We start from the raw sequence: 17157 nt of genomic DNA, 5'->3' as shown, positions 1-17157 counted from the left end.
AGCCCCGGGACTGGCGGGGCAAGAAAAACATGTCGGGGCATACCGACAAGTGGCAACGCACATCCATGTGCGTGAGGTTAATAAATCAGTAGCAGCGTTGCCGGGCAAAGTCGTAGGCCGGATAAGACGCGAAGTGGCGCCATCCGGCATCACAGACTTACACGGGCAACGTTTTCAGCAGCGCAAAGGCCTCTTTCATGCGGTCTTCACTGACGACAAACGCACACAGCTGGCCTTCGTCGTTCATCCCTCTTGCGACCATCCCCTGTGCATCGGCGGCGATGTGCCAGTTCAGATCGCGGCGCTGGGTTTCCCCGGCCAAATGTAAAGGCAGTTCTGGCGTTTTGACTTTTACCAGCATGGCTGGCAGTTTCAATGGCGCATTGCCGCCGAGCAGGTTTTTCGCCAGATACATGGCGCTCAGCTGAATCGGCTGCAGGAACGGGAGCACCTGACCGTTAATCTCCGCACAGTCGCCGAGAGCATAAATGTCCGGGTGGCTGGTTTGCAGGTAGCTGTCGACGCAGACGCCACGATTGATGTTCAATCCGGCGCGACGCGCCAGTGCGGTTTCCGGGCGCAGGCCGGTGGCGGCAATCACCGCATCGACTTCTACGTTGCGGCTACGATCGAGCGTGGCGCGAATACCGGTGCTGGTTTTCTCCAGACTCTGGAGCTGTGATTTCAGCAGCAGGTGTACGCCCATATCGGTCAGACGATGCTGTAAGCGACTGCTGACTTCCGGCGGCATCAGCGAAGCCAGAATGCTGGCGGCGTTGTCAATAAGCGTTACCGCTTTACCGGCACGACAAAAATCCATCGCCAGTTCACTACCAATCAAGCCGCCGCCGACAATCAGCACCCGCTGGGCGTCACGCAGTTGCGTTTCACAAGCGCGATACTCTTGTTGGCTGTTTAACGTGAGCATTAACTCACGTCCGGTAACCGGCGGTACAAAGGCTGAAGCGCCCGTCGCCAGCACCAGCTTGTCGTACTGCCACTGCTTGTCCTGACTTTTCACTACGTGGGTATCGGCGTCGATGTCGGTTACCCAGGTATGTGGAAACAGGCGCAAATTAAACTGTTCGGCAAACTCCCCCGCCGACTGGCGGGTGAGGTCGTCTGCACGCTGTGACTGACTGATAACATGGCTGAGATCGGGCTTGTTGTACTCATCCATGCTGTCCGCGGCAATTAAGGTCAGCGGAACATTCGCATCCTGCTTACGGATATTTTTGACTAACTGGCGGGCGGCGAAGCCCGAACCAATGATGACAATGCCGTGACTCATTTTGCCTCCGTTGCCAGTACGTCGAAGACGTCTTTACCTAGTGAGCATTCCGGGCACAGGAAGTTGTCCGGAACTTCGCTCCATGGCGTACCCGGTGCAACGTCCTGCAACGGTTCGCCTTTCGCCGGATCGTAAATCCACTGGCACACGCTGCACTGCATGCTTGGACCAAGATCGGCGGCAACCGCAGCGGCACATGCACAGGCTTCTTCCTGGGCGACGGCTTTCACGGTTGTTTCCGGCAATGGAGCCAGCGCCCACTGACGCGCGATTTCACGGCCGTGCTGGCGGCACAGTTCCAGTGCATCCAGGTCCGGACGCCATTTCGCTTTCAGGCTCAGTGACATCTCGAAACCTGCATCCTGCAAACGCGTGGACAAACGGTCTACTGCACCGCCGCTCCAGCCGTGTGAACCAAAGGCGCTGGCACGCTTGTTACGAAAACGCAGGCCGGTCATCTCTTCCACCAGACCGGCGATTTTCGGCATCATCACGTTGTTCATTGTGGAAGTCCCGACCAGCACGCCTTTAGAGCGGAAGACGTTGGTCAAAACTTCGTTTTTGTCGCTACGGGCGACGTTAAAGATTTTTACCGCTACATTCGGGTCGACTTCGTTGATGCCCTGGGCAATCGCGTCCGCCATCATGCGGGTGTTGTTGGACATGGTGTCGTAGAAAATGGTGATGCGGTCTTCCTGATAATCCGCCGCCCATTTCAGGTACATTTCCACGATTTGTGTCGGGTTGTCGCGCCATACCACACCATGGGAAGTGGCAATCATATCGACCGGCAGGTTGAAGCCGAGGATCTCAGTAATTTTCGGTGTAACCAGACGGCTGAATGGCGTCAGGATGTTGGCGTAGTAACGCTGGCACTGTTCGAACAGTTCAGTCTGGTCAACTTCGTCGTTAAACAGACGTTCGTCGCAGTAGTGCTGACCGAAGGCGTCGTTACTGAACAGCACCGCATCGCCGGTCATGTAGGTCATCATACTGTCCGGCCAGTGCAGCATCGGCGTTTCAACGAAGATCAGTTGCTTGCCGTTACCAATGTCCAGCGAATCACCGGTTTTCACTACGTTAAAGTTCCATTCCGGGTGATGGTGGTGCCCGTTGATAGAGTCAATGGCGTTGGCGGTACAGTAAATCGGCGTGTCCGGGATGCAGGACATCAGCTCGGTCAGCGCCCCGGCATGGTCTTCTTCAGCGTGGTTAATGATGATGTAGTCGATATCCGCGAGGTCAATTTCACTGCGCAGGTTCTGCACGAATTCACGGCTAAACTTGTGGTCTACTGTATCGATCAGGACATTTTTTTCTTCACGGATGAGATAGCTGTTGTAGCTGCTGCCGCGCAGCGTTTTGTATTCAGTTCCGTGGAAATCACGCACTTCCCAGTCACGTTGGCCAACCCAATGAATGTTATTTTTAACCAGAATAGACATAACAACCTCAATTAATTCAGCGTTTTTCAAAAAAGATGTTTTGCTAATTGCAGGTTGCGTGCCAACTTTTTATTTGTTTGATTTTAAAGGGTTAGTTGTTTTACCACCTATAAGGTGGTAGTCAAAATGACTATATGTTTTATTGTCAATATGACAATATGAATTGTCAAAATGACAATGAGGTAGCCATGAGCTTTTCCGTAGACGTGCTGGCGGGCATCGCCATTGAATTACAAAGCGGTATTGGGCATCAGGATCGTTTTCAACGACTGATAACCACCTTGCGTCAGGTGCTGGAGTGCGACGCGTCGGCACTGCTGCGCTACGAGTCGCGACAGTTTATTCCGCTGGCGATCGATGGGCTGGCGCAGGATGTTCTCGGCAGACGCTTTACTCTGGAAGGGCATCCGCGTCTGGAGGCGATTGCCCGCGCCGGGGACGTGGTTCGTTTCCCTGCCGACAGCGATTTGCCAGATCCGTATGATGGTCTGATTCCGGGGCAGGAGAGTTTGAAGGTGCATGCCTGTATTGGGCTGCCGTTGTTCGCCGGTCAAAATTTGATTGGTGCGTTAACCCTGGATGGCATGGAGCCCGATCAGTTCGATGTTTTCAGCGATGAGGAGCTTAGGCTGATTGCCGCGCTGGCGGCTGGCGCATTGAGCAATGCGTTGCTGATTGAACAGCTGGAAAGCCAGAATATGCTGCCAGGTTCGTCAACCAACTTTGAGCAGGTGACGGAAACCCAGATGATTGGCCTGTCGCCCAATATGATGCAGTTGAAAAAAGAGATTGAGATTGTGGCGGGGTCCGATCTCAACGTGCTGATTAGCGGCGAAACAGGGACCGGGAAGGAGCTGGTGGCTAAAGCTATCCATGAAGGTTCGCCGCGCGCGGTGAATCCACTGGTGTATCTGAACTGCGCGGCGTTGCCGGAAAGCGTTGCCGAAAGCGAACTGTTTGGTCACGTAAAAGGCGCGTTTACCGGGGCTATCAGCAATCGTAGCGGTAAGTTTGAAATGGCCGACAATGGGACGCTATTTCTCGATGAGATAGGTGAACTCTCGCTGGCGCTACAGGCTAAGCTGCTGCGCGTATTGCAGTACGGCGATATTCAGCGCGTGGGTGACGATCGCAGCTTGCGCGTGGATGTGCGAGTGCTGGCGGCGACGAACCGTGATTTACGCGAAGAGGTGTTGGCCGGGAATTTCCGTGCGGATTTGTTCCACCGGCTGAGCGTCTTTCCCCTTTCGGTACCGCCTCTTCGTGAACGCGGCGAAGACGTGGTGCTGCTGGCAGGCTATTTTTGCGAGCAATGTCGGCTGCGGCTGGGACTGTCCCGCGTGGTGTTAAGCCCCGCTGCGCGTAGTCATCTGTTGAGCTACGCCTGGCCCGGGAATGTGCGCGAGCTGGAACATGCCATTCACCGGGCGGTCGTTCTGGCAAGGGCGACCAGGGCAGGGGATGAAGTGGTGCTGGAGGCGCAGCATTTTTCCCTGCAGGATGAAGCGCCAGTAACACCGGCGGCGGAAGTTGTTGCGGAGATCCCACAGCATCACAACCTGCGTGAAGCAACAGAGTCGTTCCAGCGGGAGATGATCCGCCGGGCGCTGGCACAAAATAACCATAGTTGGGCGGCAAGTGCGCGGGCGCTGGAAACAGACGTCGCCAACCTGCACCGGCTGGCGAAGCGTCTGGGGTTGAAGGATTAGATAATACCGGCCTGATAGAAATCCTGCAGGTTGATAGCACCGGTGAGTTTACCGTTTTCATCGACCACCGGGGCGGCAGTGATTTTGCGCTTCATCAGGATCTCTTTGGCGTCAATCGCGCGGCTCTGCGCCTGCAGCGTAATGCCATTCTGGGTCATTGCTTCGCTAACCTGAGTGGTGAGCGCTCCGCCGCCAACCAGCCAGCGGCGCAGGTCGCCGTCGGTAAAGACCCCTTTCACCAGTGACTGGTCGTCGCAGACCGCGACCAGGCCAAGACCCGTGCGGCTGAGCTCCAGCATCGCGTCCATGACGCTGGTGGTAAGCGTCACCTGCGGGATGGCATCGTCACGGCGCATCAGATGATGCACTTTATTTAACAGACGAGCGCCCAGCGCACCTGCCGGATGCGAGCGGGCAAAATCTTCCTCGTTAAAGCCGCGCGCCTGCATTACGGCGATTGCCAGCGCATCGCCCATCATCAACGTATTTACGGTACTGGACGTCGGTGCCAGGCGCATCGGACAGGCTTCGCGCTCAACGGAAATATCCAGCACGGCTTTGGCGGCCAGGCCCAACGGTGAGGTCGGTTTTCCGGTCATTGCCAGCAGGGCGACGGATTTGTCTTCCAGGCGCGGAATGATGAGATCCAGCTCTTTCGCACCGCCGGAGTAGGAGATAAACAGCATGACATCACGGCTTTCGATCATCCCTAAGTCACCGTGCAGCGCTTCCGCCGGATGCACAAAAAAGGCAGGCGTGCCGGTACTGGCGAGGGTCGCCGCAATTTTTTTGCCAATATGACCTGATTTACCGATACCGGAGACAATGACTTTGCCTTCACAGTGGATGATAGTATTGGCGGCGCGGACAAAATCATCGCCCAGTCGCTCAGGCAAACGGCTGGCTTCCTGTAGTTCCAGCATTAACGTCTGACGGCCCGCGTTCAGTAGTGCATCACTCATTGGTTTCTCCGGTTATGATCACTTCAATCCCTTTTGCTTCCAGCGCCTGACGAAATGCAGGGTCGATACCCGCATCGGTAATCAGCTTGTCGACGCTTTCCAGACTGCATACAACATTAGGACTTTTGCGCCCAAATTTTGACGAGTCAGCCATCAGAATCACTTCGCGAGCGGCATTACACATCGCTTTACTGACGCTAAACACCTCATTAAAAGTGGTCACGCCGGCATTGAGGTCAATGCCGTCGGTTCCCATGAAGAGTTTATCAAAGCTGAACTGCTCAAAGGCGTTTTCTGCCAGCTGACCGTGAAATGACGCAGATTTTTTGCGAAAGGTCCCGCCCGGCATCAGGATGGTTTGCTCGTTGTCCAGCTCCGAAAGGGCGTTAACAATGTGCAGGCTGTTGGTCATAACGGTGATGTTGCTAAAGCGTGTGAGCATCGGCACCATCTGCAGTACGGTGCTGCCTGCATCCAAAATAATAGAGTCGCCATCGTGTATAAAACGGACGGCAGCTTCGGCAATCTGCTCTTTTTTATGCGTATTAATTAGCGTTTTGTGATCGATTGGCGGGTCGGATTCGTCTTTATTTAATACCACGCCGCCATAGGTACGAATGACGGTTCCGGCGTTCTCCAGAATGACCAGGTCTTTGCGAATGGTCGTGCCAGTCGTGTCAAAGTAGTGGGCCAGTTCTTCAACCGAGCATTTTCCCTGCTTTTGCAGGTGCTCCAATATGGCAGCCTGACGCTGACGAGGTTTCATAGGCGTGATTACCCTGACTTATGTATTTACCCGTCATACTTCAAGCTGCATGTGCGTTGGTCTTCCTGCAACTCGAATTATTTGGGGTATAGGTTGCAAAATGATAATTTCGCAAGCTATTAGCATTCACAACGAAATTACCCATGTTTCAGTTTAAGCGCCAATGATAGTGCATTCTGCGCTAACGGATCATGGGGAAAGATCACATCAGGCTGTAAATCATCAAGATGTTTGCCGGTTATCGTGGCAATTTTGCCGGGTCTGGCGAATACCGTAAGACCTTTCATAAATAACGTGTCGGTCACCCGCTGCTGCTCATTCAGCGCGATGGCCACTACCACGCGCGGTTTAAAACGCCCACCGGAGCGACCAACACCAACCCGACCCTGTTGGCAAAGCCTATCAAACGCCCGGTTAAAGCGGGATATTTGCCAGCCACCAAGCGTCAGTTGCAGGCACCAGGCGATAGCGGCGACGGTAATCAGTGCGGAAACCATTATGTACTCCTTTGATTTTGCCGGATAAGCGCAGACGCCATCCGGCAATTCAACATTAAAACATCACCTGACCGCCGGTGACGTTGATGGACTGCCCGGTACAGTAAGAGGCTTTCGGACTGGCGTAAAACAGCAGCATGTTTAGCACGTCCTGATAATCGCAGCCGCGTTTAAGCGGAACCTTATCAATGTAGTACTGCTCAACTTCATCTGGCTTAAGGCCAAGTTTGGTTGCATATTGCGGTAATAACGACTGGAACATCGGTGATTTCAACAGATTGCCGAGCATCAGTGAATGCACGGTAATGCCGTATTCCGCCAGATCCAGCGCCAGTGACTGGGTTAAGCCCACGCCGCCAAATTTTGCCGCACTGTAGCCTGAATTGTGTTTGCTGCCCACTTTCCCTGATTTGGAGTTGATCTGGATAATGCGTCCCTGCACGCCATCGCGGATCATCAGGCGTGAGAATTCACGTGCACAGAGAAAGTAGCCAACCAGATTGACCTGCAGCGAGCGGTCGAAATCCCCAAGCTGAAAGTCGCTGATAAACGCGGCTTTAGCGATACCCGCGCTGTAAACCAGCAGATCAACACGACCGAATATTTCATCCACTCCGCGCGACAGCGCCAGCACGCTCTGTTCGCTGGTGGCATCTGCGCCAAAACCGTAGGCTGTACCTTCGCCAAACTCGGCGTTAATTTCCTGCGCCACGTTGGCGGCTTTATCGCTTTGAATATCCACCACCGCGACGCGGTATCCTTCTGTCGCAAGCCCACGGCAAAGGAATGCCCCAAGGGTCTGGCCTCCACCAATGACAACGGCAACCTGATTCATCTTTATCTCCTTCAATCTTAAGCAACAAACTTCAAAATACAGCCCGGCGCGATACCGTCCGGTACGGGACCTGCAACGTGTACGGTACCGGGGAATTCCGCTTCACTCAGTCCGTCAAAGCGCAGAGTGATATGCCCGAGTTCACGTAAGTTTTGTTCCGCCACGCTGCCAACGGCGGTGACCGGGTAGTGATGCTGGCCTAGTTCAAACTGGATCCCAGCTTGCAACGAACCGTTCAGCTCGCCGTGGCAATGGATGAAGCAAAACTCCTCGATATCCGCGGGCGCGCCTTCACGAAAGGTAATCAGCATCTGGTCGCACAATGCATCCGGGGCGCTCTGGCCGATACGGGTGATGGTGGTTTGATAAATCACGGTCATTTTTGAGTGCCTCTTATTGGTAAATAAAGCCGGAAACAAACCAGGCGATGAGAACGGTTGGCGCGCCGGTCAGAAAGCGGCTCACCAGAACGGATGGCACGCCGACGCGGACCGTGTCCTGACGCGCTTCGGCCAGCGACAACCCGACAGGAATAAAGTCACATGCGGCCTGGGCGTTAATGGCGAACAGGGCAGGTAGCGCCAGATGTGGGGGAATATTCCCCAAACCAATCTGTACACCGATCAGCACTCCGATAACCTGGGCGATGACCGCACCGGGGCCGAGGAAAGGCGAAAGCAGTGGGAAAGAGCAGATCAGTGCCAGCGTGACCAGTCCCAGCGGATGGCTGGCCAATGGTGCGAGTCCATGGGCGATCCAGTCTCCCAGACCCGAAGCCATAATGATGCCGATCAGTGCTGAGACGAACGCCATAAATGGCAAAATAGTTTTCAGGACGGTATCGATGGTGTCGCGCCCGGCCTGGAACAGAACCGCAACGGCTGAACCCATGCCCATTCCGACTTTTGCCAACAGACCATCACTTTGCTCGGTAATTTTCTTGCTGGTGTCGTAATCGCGTCCCATGCTGCTGCTTGCGGGCGTTGGCGTGGCGGACGCTTCGCCGACAACGGTAATGTTTTCTTCTTTTACGCCAGAGACATAGATATCTTCGACAATATACTGAGCCAGTGGGCCAGATTTACCCGTAGCGTGAATATTCACCGTCGGTATACGGCGTTTAGGGTAGATCCCACAGCGCAGCGTGCCGCCGCAGTCGATGATCGCCACACCAATTTCGCTCTCCGGCGGCTCGCCCTCTTTGAAGCCATCAACGGCCTGCCAGCCGGTCAGGTTTGCTATCCTGTCGACGATCGCGGGGCGAGTTCCTGCGGTGATATAGACAATTTTCTTGCCCGGAACGGCATCCAGTTCAAGCGGGCCACCCCAGCCGCCGGTGCCTTTTTCAATACGAATACGTGTCATGATGTTGCTCCCGCCAGATGTACCTTCTGCTCAAGTTGAATGCCCATTTTTTTCTCGAAGATAGTGGTGGTGAAATCGGTCACCCAGCCACGGAAGAAGTTGGTCACCAGACCGACCAGCAAATAGCTCACCGCCAGTGGGCCAAGCGGAAGCCCCAGCGTGGTCAGTCCGCTGGCGATCCCCAGATAGACAAACAGTTCGCCGGGATTGATGTGCGGGAATAAGCCGTTCATGGAATGGCAACTGTAAGACGCGGCGGCGTAGTAACTGGGCTTGTATTTTTCTGGCATAAAGCGACCCAGACTCAGCGTCATTGGGTTACAAAATACAAATGTGCCGATGCACGGCAGTAGCAAATAGCGGGATAGCGGGTTTCCGGCGCAACGCTGGGCAAAACGTTCAATACGCTGCTGACCGATAAAGTTAATCAGCGCATTCATGATGACCAGCAGACTGATCAGCAGTGGCAGAATACCGGTCACCATGCCGGTAAACACTTCTCCGCCTTTCTGGAACAGCCCGATAAACCACTCAGCACCGAGTGTGATGGTGTCGATCATTATTCTCTCCTGTAGGGATTTTTAGTTATCTTGCCAAACGGTGGCTGATTTTAATCAGATTGAAAGATATAAAAGTGTTATTTTGATCTCAAAACAAAAGATAAATATTTTAATTTGAAAGTTTTTGCGTGAAAGCTCGCAAATGTGATGGTCAGAGATGAAAGGGGATGTAAATTCTGTGAAGGAGAGCGACTACCGCTTCCTTGTATGGCGGAGGATGCTTTACCATACTTCTCCCAGGCTGAATTTGTTTAATGGATGTCTCATGTTCAAGCGTCGTTATGTAGCGTTACTCCCCCTTTTCGTACTGCTCGCTGCCTGTAGCAGCAAACCTAAACCTTCAGAGACTCAAACGACTACGGGTGCGCCATCCGGCGGCTTCCTGCTTGAGCCACAGCACAACGTCATGCAAACGGGCGGCGATTTTGCCAATAATCCGAACGCGCAGCAGTTCATCGAGAAAATGGTGAACAAGCACGGCTTCGACCGCCAGCAGCTGCAGGAGATCCTGTCGCAGGCCAAGCGTCTGGACTCGGTATTGCGTTTGATGGACCGCCAGGCACCGACGACTCAACCGCCAGCCGGACCTAACGGCGCATGGCTGCGCTATCGCAAACAGTTCATCACACCTGACAACGTGCAAAACGGCGTGGCTTTCTGGAATCAATATGAAGATGCGCTGAACCGTGCGTGGCAGGTCTACGGAGTTCCGCCGGAAATTATTGTCGGTATTATTGGTGTAGAGACTCGCTGGGGCCGCGTGATGGGTAAAACGCGGATTCTGGATGCGCTGGCGACGCTGTCGTTTAACTATCCTCGTCGTGCGGAATACTTCTCTGGTGAACTGGAAACCTTCCTGCTGATGGCGCGAGATGAAAGCGACGATCCGCTCGATTTGAAAGGTTCTTTCGCGGGGGCAATGGGCTACGGCCAGTTTATGCCGTCTTCCTATAAACAATATGCCGTTGATTTCAATGGCGATGGACACATTAACCTGTGGGATCCGGTTGATGCCATCGGTAGTGTGGCGAACTACTTCAAGGGCCACGGCTGGGTGAAAGGCGATACGGTCGCGGTTCCGGCAAATGGTCAGGCACCTGGGCTTGCGAACGGCTTTAAAACCCAGTACAGCATTTCTCAGCTTGCTGCCGCGGGTCTGACGCCGCAGCAGTCGTTGGGGAATCATCAGCAGGCCAGCCTGCTGCGCCTGGATATTGGCACGGGTTATCAGTACTGGTACGGACTGCCGAACTTCTACACGATTACCCGCTATAACCACAGCACGCATTACGCGATGGCAGTCTGGCAGTTAGGTCAGGCGGTGGCGCTGGCGCGCGTACAGTAATCGCTCCACCGGCCTACCGGAAGATATCTCTGGTAGGCCGGATAAGATGTCCTGGCATCGCCATCCGGCAGGCCTTATTTGTGCAACGGAGCAATTTTTGGAATCCCCCTCGTAAAACGTTCTCCCCATCCCCACATTGGTCATGAAAGTGCTATCTTGTCCGGCATATTTTTTTAACTGACAGAGGCTGAAATGACCGACAGTGAACTGATGCAGTTAAGCGAGCAGGTTGGCCTGGCGCTGAAAGCGCGCGGGGCAACCGTGACGACGGCGGAATCCTGCACCGGCGGCTGGGTAGCCAAAGCGATTACGGATATTGCCGGAAGCTCCGCCTGGTTTGAACGCGGGTTTGTGACCTACAGCAATGAAGCCAAAGCGCAGATGATTGGCGTGCGCGAAGAGACGCTGGCCCAGCATGGCGCGGTGAGTGAGCCTGTGGTGGTGGAGATGGCGATAGGCGCGTTAAAAGCCGCCCGTGCGCATTTCGCTGTTTCGATAAGCGGTATTGCGGGGCCGGATGGCGGTAGCGAAGAAAAACCTGTGGGAACGGTATGGTTTGCCTTTGCCAGCGCGAGCGGCGAGGGGATTACCCGCCGGGAATGCTTTAGCGGCGATCGCGATGCGGTCCGTCGACAGGCGACCGCCTACGCGTTACAAATCCTGTGGCAACAATTTCTACAAAATACTTGATACTGTATGAGCATACAGTATAATTGCCTCAACAGAACATTATCTATCACGTTTCGCGGTTTAACCCGAAAGCGGCATGACAGGAGTAATTAATGGCTATCGACGAAAACAAACAGAAAGCGTTGGCGGCAGCGCTGGGTCAGATCGAAAAGCAATTCGGTAAAGGCTCCATCATGCGCCTGGGTGAAGACCGTTCCATGGATGTGGAAACTATCTCCACCGGTTCGCTTTCTCTGGATATTGCATTGGGCGCGGGCGGTTTGCCAATGGGCCGTATCGTCGAAATCTACGGGCCTGAATCCTCCGGTAAAACAACGCTGACCCTGCAGGTTATTGCCGCTGCGCAGCGTGAAGGTAAAACCTGTGCATTTATCGATGCAGAACACGCACTGGACCCGGTCTATGCCCGTAAGCTTGGCGTTGATATCGATAACCTGCTGTGTTCTCAGCCGGATACCGGTGAACAAGCGCTGGAAATCTGTGATGCACTGGCGCGCTCCGGTGCGGTTGACGTTATCGTTGTCGACTCCGTTGCCGCATTGACGCCGAAGGCAGAAATCGAAGGCGAGATTGGCGACTCTCACATGGGCCTTGCGGCGCGTATGATGAGCCAGGCGATGCGTAAGCTGGCCGGTAACCTGAAGCAGTCCAACACGCTGCTGATTTTCATCAACCAGATCCGTATGAAGATTGGCGTTATGTTCGGTAACCCGGAAACCACCACCGGTGGTAACGCCCTGAAATTCTATGCGTCTGTTCGTCTGGATATCCGTCGTATTGGTGCGGTGAAAGAAGGTGACAACGTGGTTGGCAGCGAAACCCGCGTTAAGGTTGTGAAAAATAAAATTGCAGCGCCGTTCAAACAGGCTGAATTCCAAATCCTTTACGGTGAAGGCATCAACTTCTACGGCGAACTGGTTGACCTGGGCGTGAAAGAGAAGCTGATTGAAAAAGCTGGTGCATGGTACAGCTACAACGGTGAGAAAATCGGTCAGGGTAAAGCGAATGCGACCAACTGGCTGAAAGAAAACCCGGCAACTGCGAAAGAAATTGAGAAGAAATTACGTGAGCTACTGCTCAATAACCAGGATTCAACGCCTGATTTCTCCGTTGATGACAGCGGCGAAGACGTAAAAGAAACGAACGAAGATTTCTGATAATCTGTTTTGAATCGCATGTTTTGAATCGCATATAGTAAAGGGCTGCATATCATGCAGCCCTTTTTCATTTCTGAAGGCTTACTATGACAGAAGCAACTTCCCGCCGTTCCGCTTATTCCCGACTGCTTGACCGCGCCGTACGTATTCTGGCGATGCGCGATCACAGCGAGCAGGAACTGCGGCGCAAGCTGGCCGCTCCGGTGATGGGGAAAAATGGACCAGAAGAAATTGATGCCACGCCGGAGGATTACGACAAGGTCATCGCCTGGTGTATTGAAAGTCGTTATCTGGATGATGATCGCTTCGTGCAGCAGTTTATCGCCAGCCGTAGCCGCAAAGGTTATGGGCCAGCCCGGGTGCGCCAGGAATTAAACCAAAAAGGGATCATGCGTGAAGCTATCGAGCGGGCCATGCGTGAGTGCGAAATTGACTGGGCAGTGCTTGCGCGTGAGCAGGCCATTCGGAAGTACGGTGAATCTTTACCTGTCGATTTTTCAGATAAGGTAAAGGTCCAGCGTTTTTTGCTCTATCGCGGCTATCTGATGGAAGATATTCAGGCAATATGGCGAAATTTTGACGATTGACCGCATACGGGATTTTACTTCCCAGTAAAGAAAACTTATCTTATTCCCACTTTTCGATTGCCAGAGGCGCAGTTTGCTTGCCGATGCTGGTAATGACATTTCGTTAGCTTGATTTCTTCAGGATAATTATGAGCAAGAGCACCGCTGAGATCCGTCAGGCGTTTCTCGATTTTTTCCATAGTAAAGGACACCAGGTAGTTGCCAGCAGCTCCCTGGTACCGAACAATGACCCTACTTTGTTGTTTACCAACGCCGGGATGAACCAGTTCAAGGATGTTTTCCTTGGCCTCGACAAGCGTAATTATTCCCGCGCAACCACCTCGCAGCGTTGTGTACGTGCGGGTGGTAAGCACAATGACCTGGAAAACGTCGGTTACACTGCACGTCACCACACTTTCTTCGAAATGCTGGGCAACTTCAGCTTCGGCGATTACTTCAAACACGATGCTATTCAATATGCATGGGAACTGCTGACCGGTGAAAACTGGTTTGCCCTGCCAAAAGAGCGTCTGTGGGTCACCGTCTATGAAACTGACGATGAAGCCTATGAAATCTGGGAAAAAGAAGTCGGTATTCCGCGCGAACGTATCATCCGCATCGGTGATAACAAAGGTGCGGCTTATGCGTCCGACAACTTCTGGCAGATGGGTGATACCGGTCCTTGCGGTCCATGCACCGAAATTTTCTACGACCACGGCGACCATATCTGGGGTGGGCCTCCGGGAAGCGCAGAAGAAGATGGCGATCGCTACATTGAGATTTGGAACATCGTCTTCATGCAGTTCAACCGTCAGGCTGACGGCACCATGGAACCGCTGCCGAAACCGTCCGTGGATACCGGTATGGGTCTGGAGCGTATTGCGGCCGTGCTGCAACACGTTAACTCCAACTATGAAATCGACCTGTTCCGTTCACTGATTGAGTCCGTGGCGAAAGTCACCGGCGCGACCGATCTGAGCAACAAGTCGCTGCGCGTTATCGCCGACCATATCCGTTCCTGTGCGTTCCTGATTGCTGATGGCGTTGTGCCGTCGAATGAAAACCGTGGCTATGTGTTGCGCCGTATCATTCGTCGCGCGGTACGTCATGGCAACATGCTGGGCGCGAAGGATACCTTCTTCTACAAGCTGGTTGGTCCGTTGGTGGACGTCATGGGCTCTGCAGGTGAAGAACTGAAGCGTCAGCAGGCTATGGTTGAGCAGGTTCTGAAAACCGAAGAAGAGCAGTTTGCACGTACTCTGGAGCGTGGTCTGGCGCTGCTGGATGAAGAACTGGCAAAACTGTCTGGCGATACGCTGGACGGCGAAACCGCATTCCGTCTGTATGACACTTACGGTTTCCCTGTTGACCTGACGGCAGACGTTTGCCGCGAGCGTAACATTAAGGTTGATGAAGCTGGCTTTGAAGCTGCAATGGAAGAACAGCGCCGTCGTGCGCGTGAAGCCAGCGGTTTTGGCGCAGACTACAATGCAATGATTCGTGTTGATGGCGCTTCTGAATTTAAAGGCTACGAGCAGCTGGAACTGAACGGCAAAGTCACCGCGCTGTTTGTTGATGGTAAAGCGGTAGACGCAATTAACGCTGGTCAGGACGCTGTTGTCGTACTGGATCAGACGCCGTTCTATGCGGAGTCTGGTGGTCAGGTTGGCGATAAGGGTGAACTGAAAGGCGCAGGTTTTGCGTTTGCCGTTAGCGACACACAGAAATATGGCCAGGCCATTGGTCACATTGGCAAGCTGTCTGCGGGTTCTCTGAAAATTGGTGATGCAGTACAGGCTGATGTGGATGAAGCACGTCGTGCGCGTATTCGCCTGAACCACTCCGCAACGCATCTGATGCACGCGGCGCTGCGCCAGGTTCTGGGCACACATGTGGCACAGAAAGGCTCGCTGGTTAACGATAAACTGCTGCGCTTCGACTTCTCTCATACCGAAGCGATGAAGCCTGCTGAAATCCGTGCTGTTGAAGATCTGGTGAATGCGCAAATCCGTCGCAACTTGCCGATTGAAACGAACATCATGGATCTCGAAGCGGCAAAAGCCAAAGGCGCAATGGCGCTGTTTGGCGAGAAATATGACGACCATGTGCGCGTTCTGAGCATGGGTGATTTCTCTACCGAACTGTGTGGCGGTACTCACGCCAGCCGTACGGGTGATATCGGTCTGTTCCGCATAGTGTCCGAGTCAGGTACTGCGGCAGGCGTTCGTCGTATCGAAGCGGTAACCGGTGAAGGCGCTATCCAAACCGTGCATGCTGAGAGCGATCGCTTAAGCGATGTTGCGCAGCTGCTGAAAGGCGATAGCCAGAATATCGCTGACAAAGTTCGTTCCGTGCTGGAGCGTACACGTCAACTGGAAAAAGAATTGCAGCAATTGAAGGAACAGGCTGCGGCGCAGGAGAGTGCAAATCTTTCCAGCAAAGCGGTTGATATCAACGGTGTGAAGCTGCTGGTCAGTGAACTCGCGGACGTTGAGCCGAAAATGTTGCGTACCATGGTTGATGATCTGAAAAATCAACTGGGGTCTACCGTTATCGTTCTGGCAACGGTAGTGGAAGGTAAGGTTTCTCTGATTGCGGGTGTGTCTAAGGACGTGACAGATCGCGTGAAAGCAGGGGAACTGGTTGGAATGGTCGCTCAGCAGGTCGGCGGTAAGGGTGGCGGTCGTCCGGACATGGCGCAAGCCGGTGGTACGGATGCAGCGGCTCTGCCTGCAGCGTTAGCCAGTGTGAAAGGCTGGGTCAGCGCAAAACTGTAATAACTATAAGCGTCAGCGCATGCCGAAACCCTAAGTTACGGCATGCGAATCAACGCTATCGACAATGATAAAGTCAGGTTGAAGTTGTGTATATCGGCTAAACTTAGGTTTAACAGAATGTGATGCCGTGACTGCTTACACTTAGGTGTTTGTCATCGCTTACTTTTTGGCGTTATATGATGGATAATGCCGGGATACAGAGAGACCCGACTCTTTTAATCTTTCAAGGAGCAAAGAATGCTGATTCTGACTCGTCGAGTTGGTGAGACCCTCATGATAGGCGATGAGGTCACCGTGACAGTTTTAGGGGTGAAGGGCAACCAGGTGCGCATTGGCGTAAACGCCCCGAAAGAAGTTTCTGTCCATCGTGAAGAGATCTACCAGCGTATCCAGGCTGAAAAATCCCAGCAGTCCAGTTACTAAGGTTTTCGCGTCTCACCTTTCTGGTGAGGCGCAACCTGATTGAGTCACCCTTTTTCTTCTCTTCTCTTTTCTTCTTCGTCCTCCCCATTTTTTCGATTCTACTGGGCGTAATGCCTTTCCCGACGAAGTTTCCGTTTGTTCACTGCTTCAGGAAATTGCCAATTTATCTGTTGATAAAACACTCTTTTTGCCGTTTTTGCAGACTAATTGCGCGTGAAATGTGCAAACGATAAAAGCTCTGGAAAAATTGTTTGACTTATAAGTCCCAGAAAGTAATATGTGCGCCACGCAGCGACGATGAGCAGAAACAAGTTCTTCGAAGCACTCGCAAGAGGCGTGTTGGTGAGGTGGCCGAGAGGCTGAAGGCGCTCCCCTGCTAAGGGAGTATGCGGTCAAAAGCTGCATCCGGGGTTCGAATCCCCGCCTCACCGCCATTTGCATCCGTAGCTCAGCTGGATAGAGTACTCGGCTACGAACCGAGCGGTCGGAGGTTCGAATCCTCCCGGATGCACCATCTTCTCTGCAATAACGCATTAGCGTTGTTACGGAAATCGATATCACTTTAGCAGCGATATCAAATCTGCAGTAAGTAAGTTTTCCTGATGCATCCGTAGCTCAGCTGGATAGAGTACTCGGCTACGAACCGAGCGGTCGGAGGTTCGAATCCTCCCGGATGCACCATCTTCTTCGCAGTATCAGTAGTAAACAGCAATTCCCGATGCATCCGTAGCTCAGCTGGATAGAGTACTCGGCTACGAACCGAGCGGTC

16 protein-coding genes and 4 tRNA genes (1 of these 20 only partly in view) are annotated in these 17157 nt (G+C 53.4%); 11 read left to right on the top strand and 9 right to left on the bottom strand.

Annotated elements, in window-relative coordinates:
• Window positions 1-157: 157 nt before the first annotated feature.
• Complete coding sequence (norW, locus tag OGV89_RS11245; protein WP_172750189.1) at window positions 158-1291, bottom strand: NADH:flavorubredoxin reductase NorW; 1134 nt, start codon at window positions 1289-1291, stop codon at window positions 158-160.
• Entirely contained in the window at window positions 1288-2736 is a 1449-nt protein-coding gene (norV, locus tag OGV89_RS11240) for an anaerobic nitric oxide reductase flavorubredoxin (protein WP_286558647.1), read from the bottom strand. The genes norW and norV overlap by 4 nt, the downstream gene beginning before the upstream one ends.
• A gap of 188 nt (window positions 2737-2924) precedes the next feature.
• Here norV and norR point away from each other — a divergent pair, with 188 nt between their 5' ends.
• A complete protein-coding gene (gene norR, locus OGV89_RS11235) occupies window positions 2925-4445 on the top strand; it encodes a nitric oxide reductase transcriptional regulator NorR (RefSeq protein ID WP_286558646.1) in 1521 nt (506 codons plus the stop codon).
• Here norR and gutQ read toward each other — a convergent pair.
• The 7 genes from gutQ to srlA all read right to left on the bottom strand — a co-directional run bounded on the left by gutQ (window position 4442) and on the right by srlA (window position 9430).
• Window positions 4442-5407: an arabinose-5-phosphate isomerase GutQ gene (gene gutQ, locus OGV89_RS11230; RefSeq protein ID WP_003037353.1), complete on the bottom strand. Its 966-nt coding sequence runs from the start codon at window positions 5405-5407 to the stop codon at window positions 4442-4444. The genes norR and gutQ overlap by 4 nt on opposite strands.
• A complete protein-coding gene (gene srlR, locus OGV89_RS11225) occupies window positions 5400-6173 on the bottom strand; it encodes a glucitol operon DNA-binding transcriptional repressor SrlR (protein WP_003037350.1) in 774 nt (257 codons plus the stop codon). Before srlR ends, gutQ begins: the two co-directional genes overlap by 8 nt.
• Window positions 6174-6310: 137 nt before the next feature.
• Window positions 6311-6670, bottom strand: coding sequence for a transcriptional regulator GutM (gene gutM / locus OGV89_RS11220; protein ID WP_171862144.1), 360 nt, complete (start codon window positions 6668-6670; stop codon window positions 6311-6313).
• A gap of 55 nt (window positions 6671-6725) precedes the next feature.
• The gene (srlD, locus tag OGV89_RS11215; RefSeq protein ID WP_003037345.1) at window positions 6726-7505 is read right to left on the bottom strand and encodes a sorbitol-6-phosphate dehydrogenase; all 780 of its coding nucleotides are present in this window, start codon (window positions 7503-7505) and stop codon (window positions 6726-6728) included.
• A gap of 17 nt (window positions 7506-7522) precedes the next feature.
• Window positions 7523-7885 (bottom strand): PTS glucitol/sorbitol transporter subunit IIA, encoded by a 363-nt coding sequence (srlB, locus tag OGV89_RS11210; protein WP_003846051.1) that lies wholly within the window; start codon window positions 7883-7885, stop codon window positions 7523-7525.
• Between the two features lie 13 nt (window positions 7886-7898).
• Window positions 7899-8870, bottom strand: a complete 972-nt coding sequence (gene srlE / locus OGV89_RS11205; RefSeq protein ID WP_048217212.1) for a PTS glucitol/sorbitol transporter subunit IIB — start codon at window positions 8868-8870, stop codon at window positions 7899-7901.
• Window positions 8867-9430 carry a PTS glucitol/sorbitol transporter subunit IIC gene (srlA, locus tag OGV89_RS11200; RefSeq protein WP_003037339.1) on the bottom strand — a complete coding sequence of 188 codons (564 nt, stop codon included), beginning with the start codon at window positions 9428-9430 and terminating at the stop codon, window positions 8867-8869. Before srlA ends, srlE begins: the two co-directional genes overlap by 4 nt.
• A 265-nt stretch (window positions 9431-9695) precedes the next feature.
• Between srlA and mltB the strand changes: the two genes are divergently transcribed.
• The 10 genes from mltB to OGV89_RS11150 form a co-directional block, all read left to right on the top strand.
• The gene (gene mltB / locus OGV89_RS11195; protein ID WP_003037336.1) at window positions 9696-10775 is read left to right on the top strand and encodes a lytic murein transglycosylase B; all 1080 of its coding nucleotides are present in this window, start codon (window positions 9696-9698) and stop codon (window positions 10773-10775) included.
• 192 nt (window positions 10776-10967) lie between these two features.
• Window positions 10968-11465, top strand: a complete 498-nt coding sequence (gene pncC / locus OGV89_RS11190) for a nicotinamide-nucleotide amidase (RefSeq protein ID WP_016150876.1) — start codon at window positions 10968-10970, stop codon at window positions 11463-11465.
• A 92-nt stretch (window positions 11466-11557) separates the two neighbouring features.
• Window positions 11558-12622, top strand: coding sequence for a recombinase RecA (gene recA, locus OGV89_RS11185; RefSeq protein WP_003037330.1), 1065 nt, complete (start codon window positions 11558-11560; stop codon window positions 12620-12622).
• A gap of 86 nt (window positions 12623-12708) precedes the next feature.
• Window positions 12709-13209 carry a recombination regulator RecX gene (gene recX / locus OGV89_RS11180; protein ID WP_286558643.1) on the top strand — a complete coding sequence of 167 codons (501 nt, stop codon included), beginning with the start codon at window positions 12709-12711 and terminating at the stop codon, window positions 13207-13209.
• A 128-nt stretch (window positions 13210-13337) separates the two neighbouring features.
• Window positions 13338-15965, top strand: a complete 2628-nt coding sequence (gene alaS, locus OGV89_RS11175; protein ID WP_016150875.1) for an alanine--tRNA ligase — start codon at window positions 13338-13340, stop codon at window positions 15963-15965.
• Window positions 15966-16202: 237 nt separating this feature from the next.
• Window positions 16203-16388: a carbon storage regulator CsrA gene (gene csrA / locus OGV89_RS11170; RefSeq protein ID WP_000906486.1), complete on the top strand. Its 186-nt coding sequence runs from the start codon at window positions 16203-16205 to the stop codon at window positions 16386-16388.
• A gap of 341 nt (window positions 16389-16729) precedes the next feature.
• A tRNA-Ser gene (locus OGV89_RS11165) sits at window positions 16730-16822 on the top strand.
• A 3-nt stretch (window positions 16823-16825) separates the two neighbouring features.
• Window positions 16826-16902: transfer RNA gene (locus OGV89_RS11160), tRNA-Arg, on the top strand.
• Window positions 16903-16992: 90 nt separating this feature from the next.
• Window positions 16993-17069 (top strand) — tRNA-Arg (locus OGV89_RS11155).
• Between the two features lie 39 nt (window positions 17070-17108).
• Window positions 17109-17157: transfer RNA gene (locus OGV89_RS11150), tRNA-Arg, on the top strand (it continues 77 nt past the right edge of the window).

It is taken from the genome of Citrobacter sp. Cf125 (assembly GCF_030333935.1).
Lineage (GTDB): Bacteria > Pseudomonadota > Gammaproteobacteria > Enterobacterales > Enterobacteriaceae > Citrobacter > Citrobacter freundii.
This window is presented reverse-complemented; position numbering and strand designations above follow the sequence as displayed.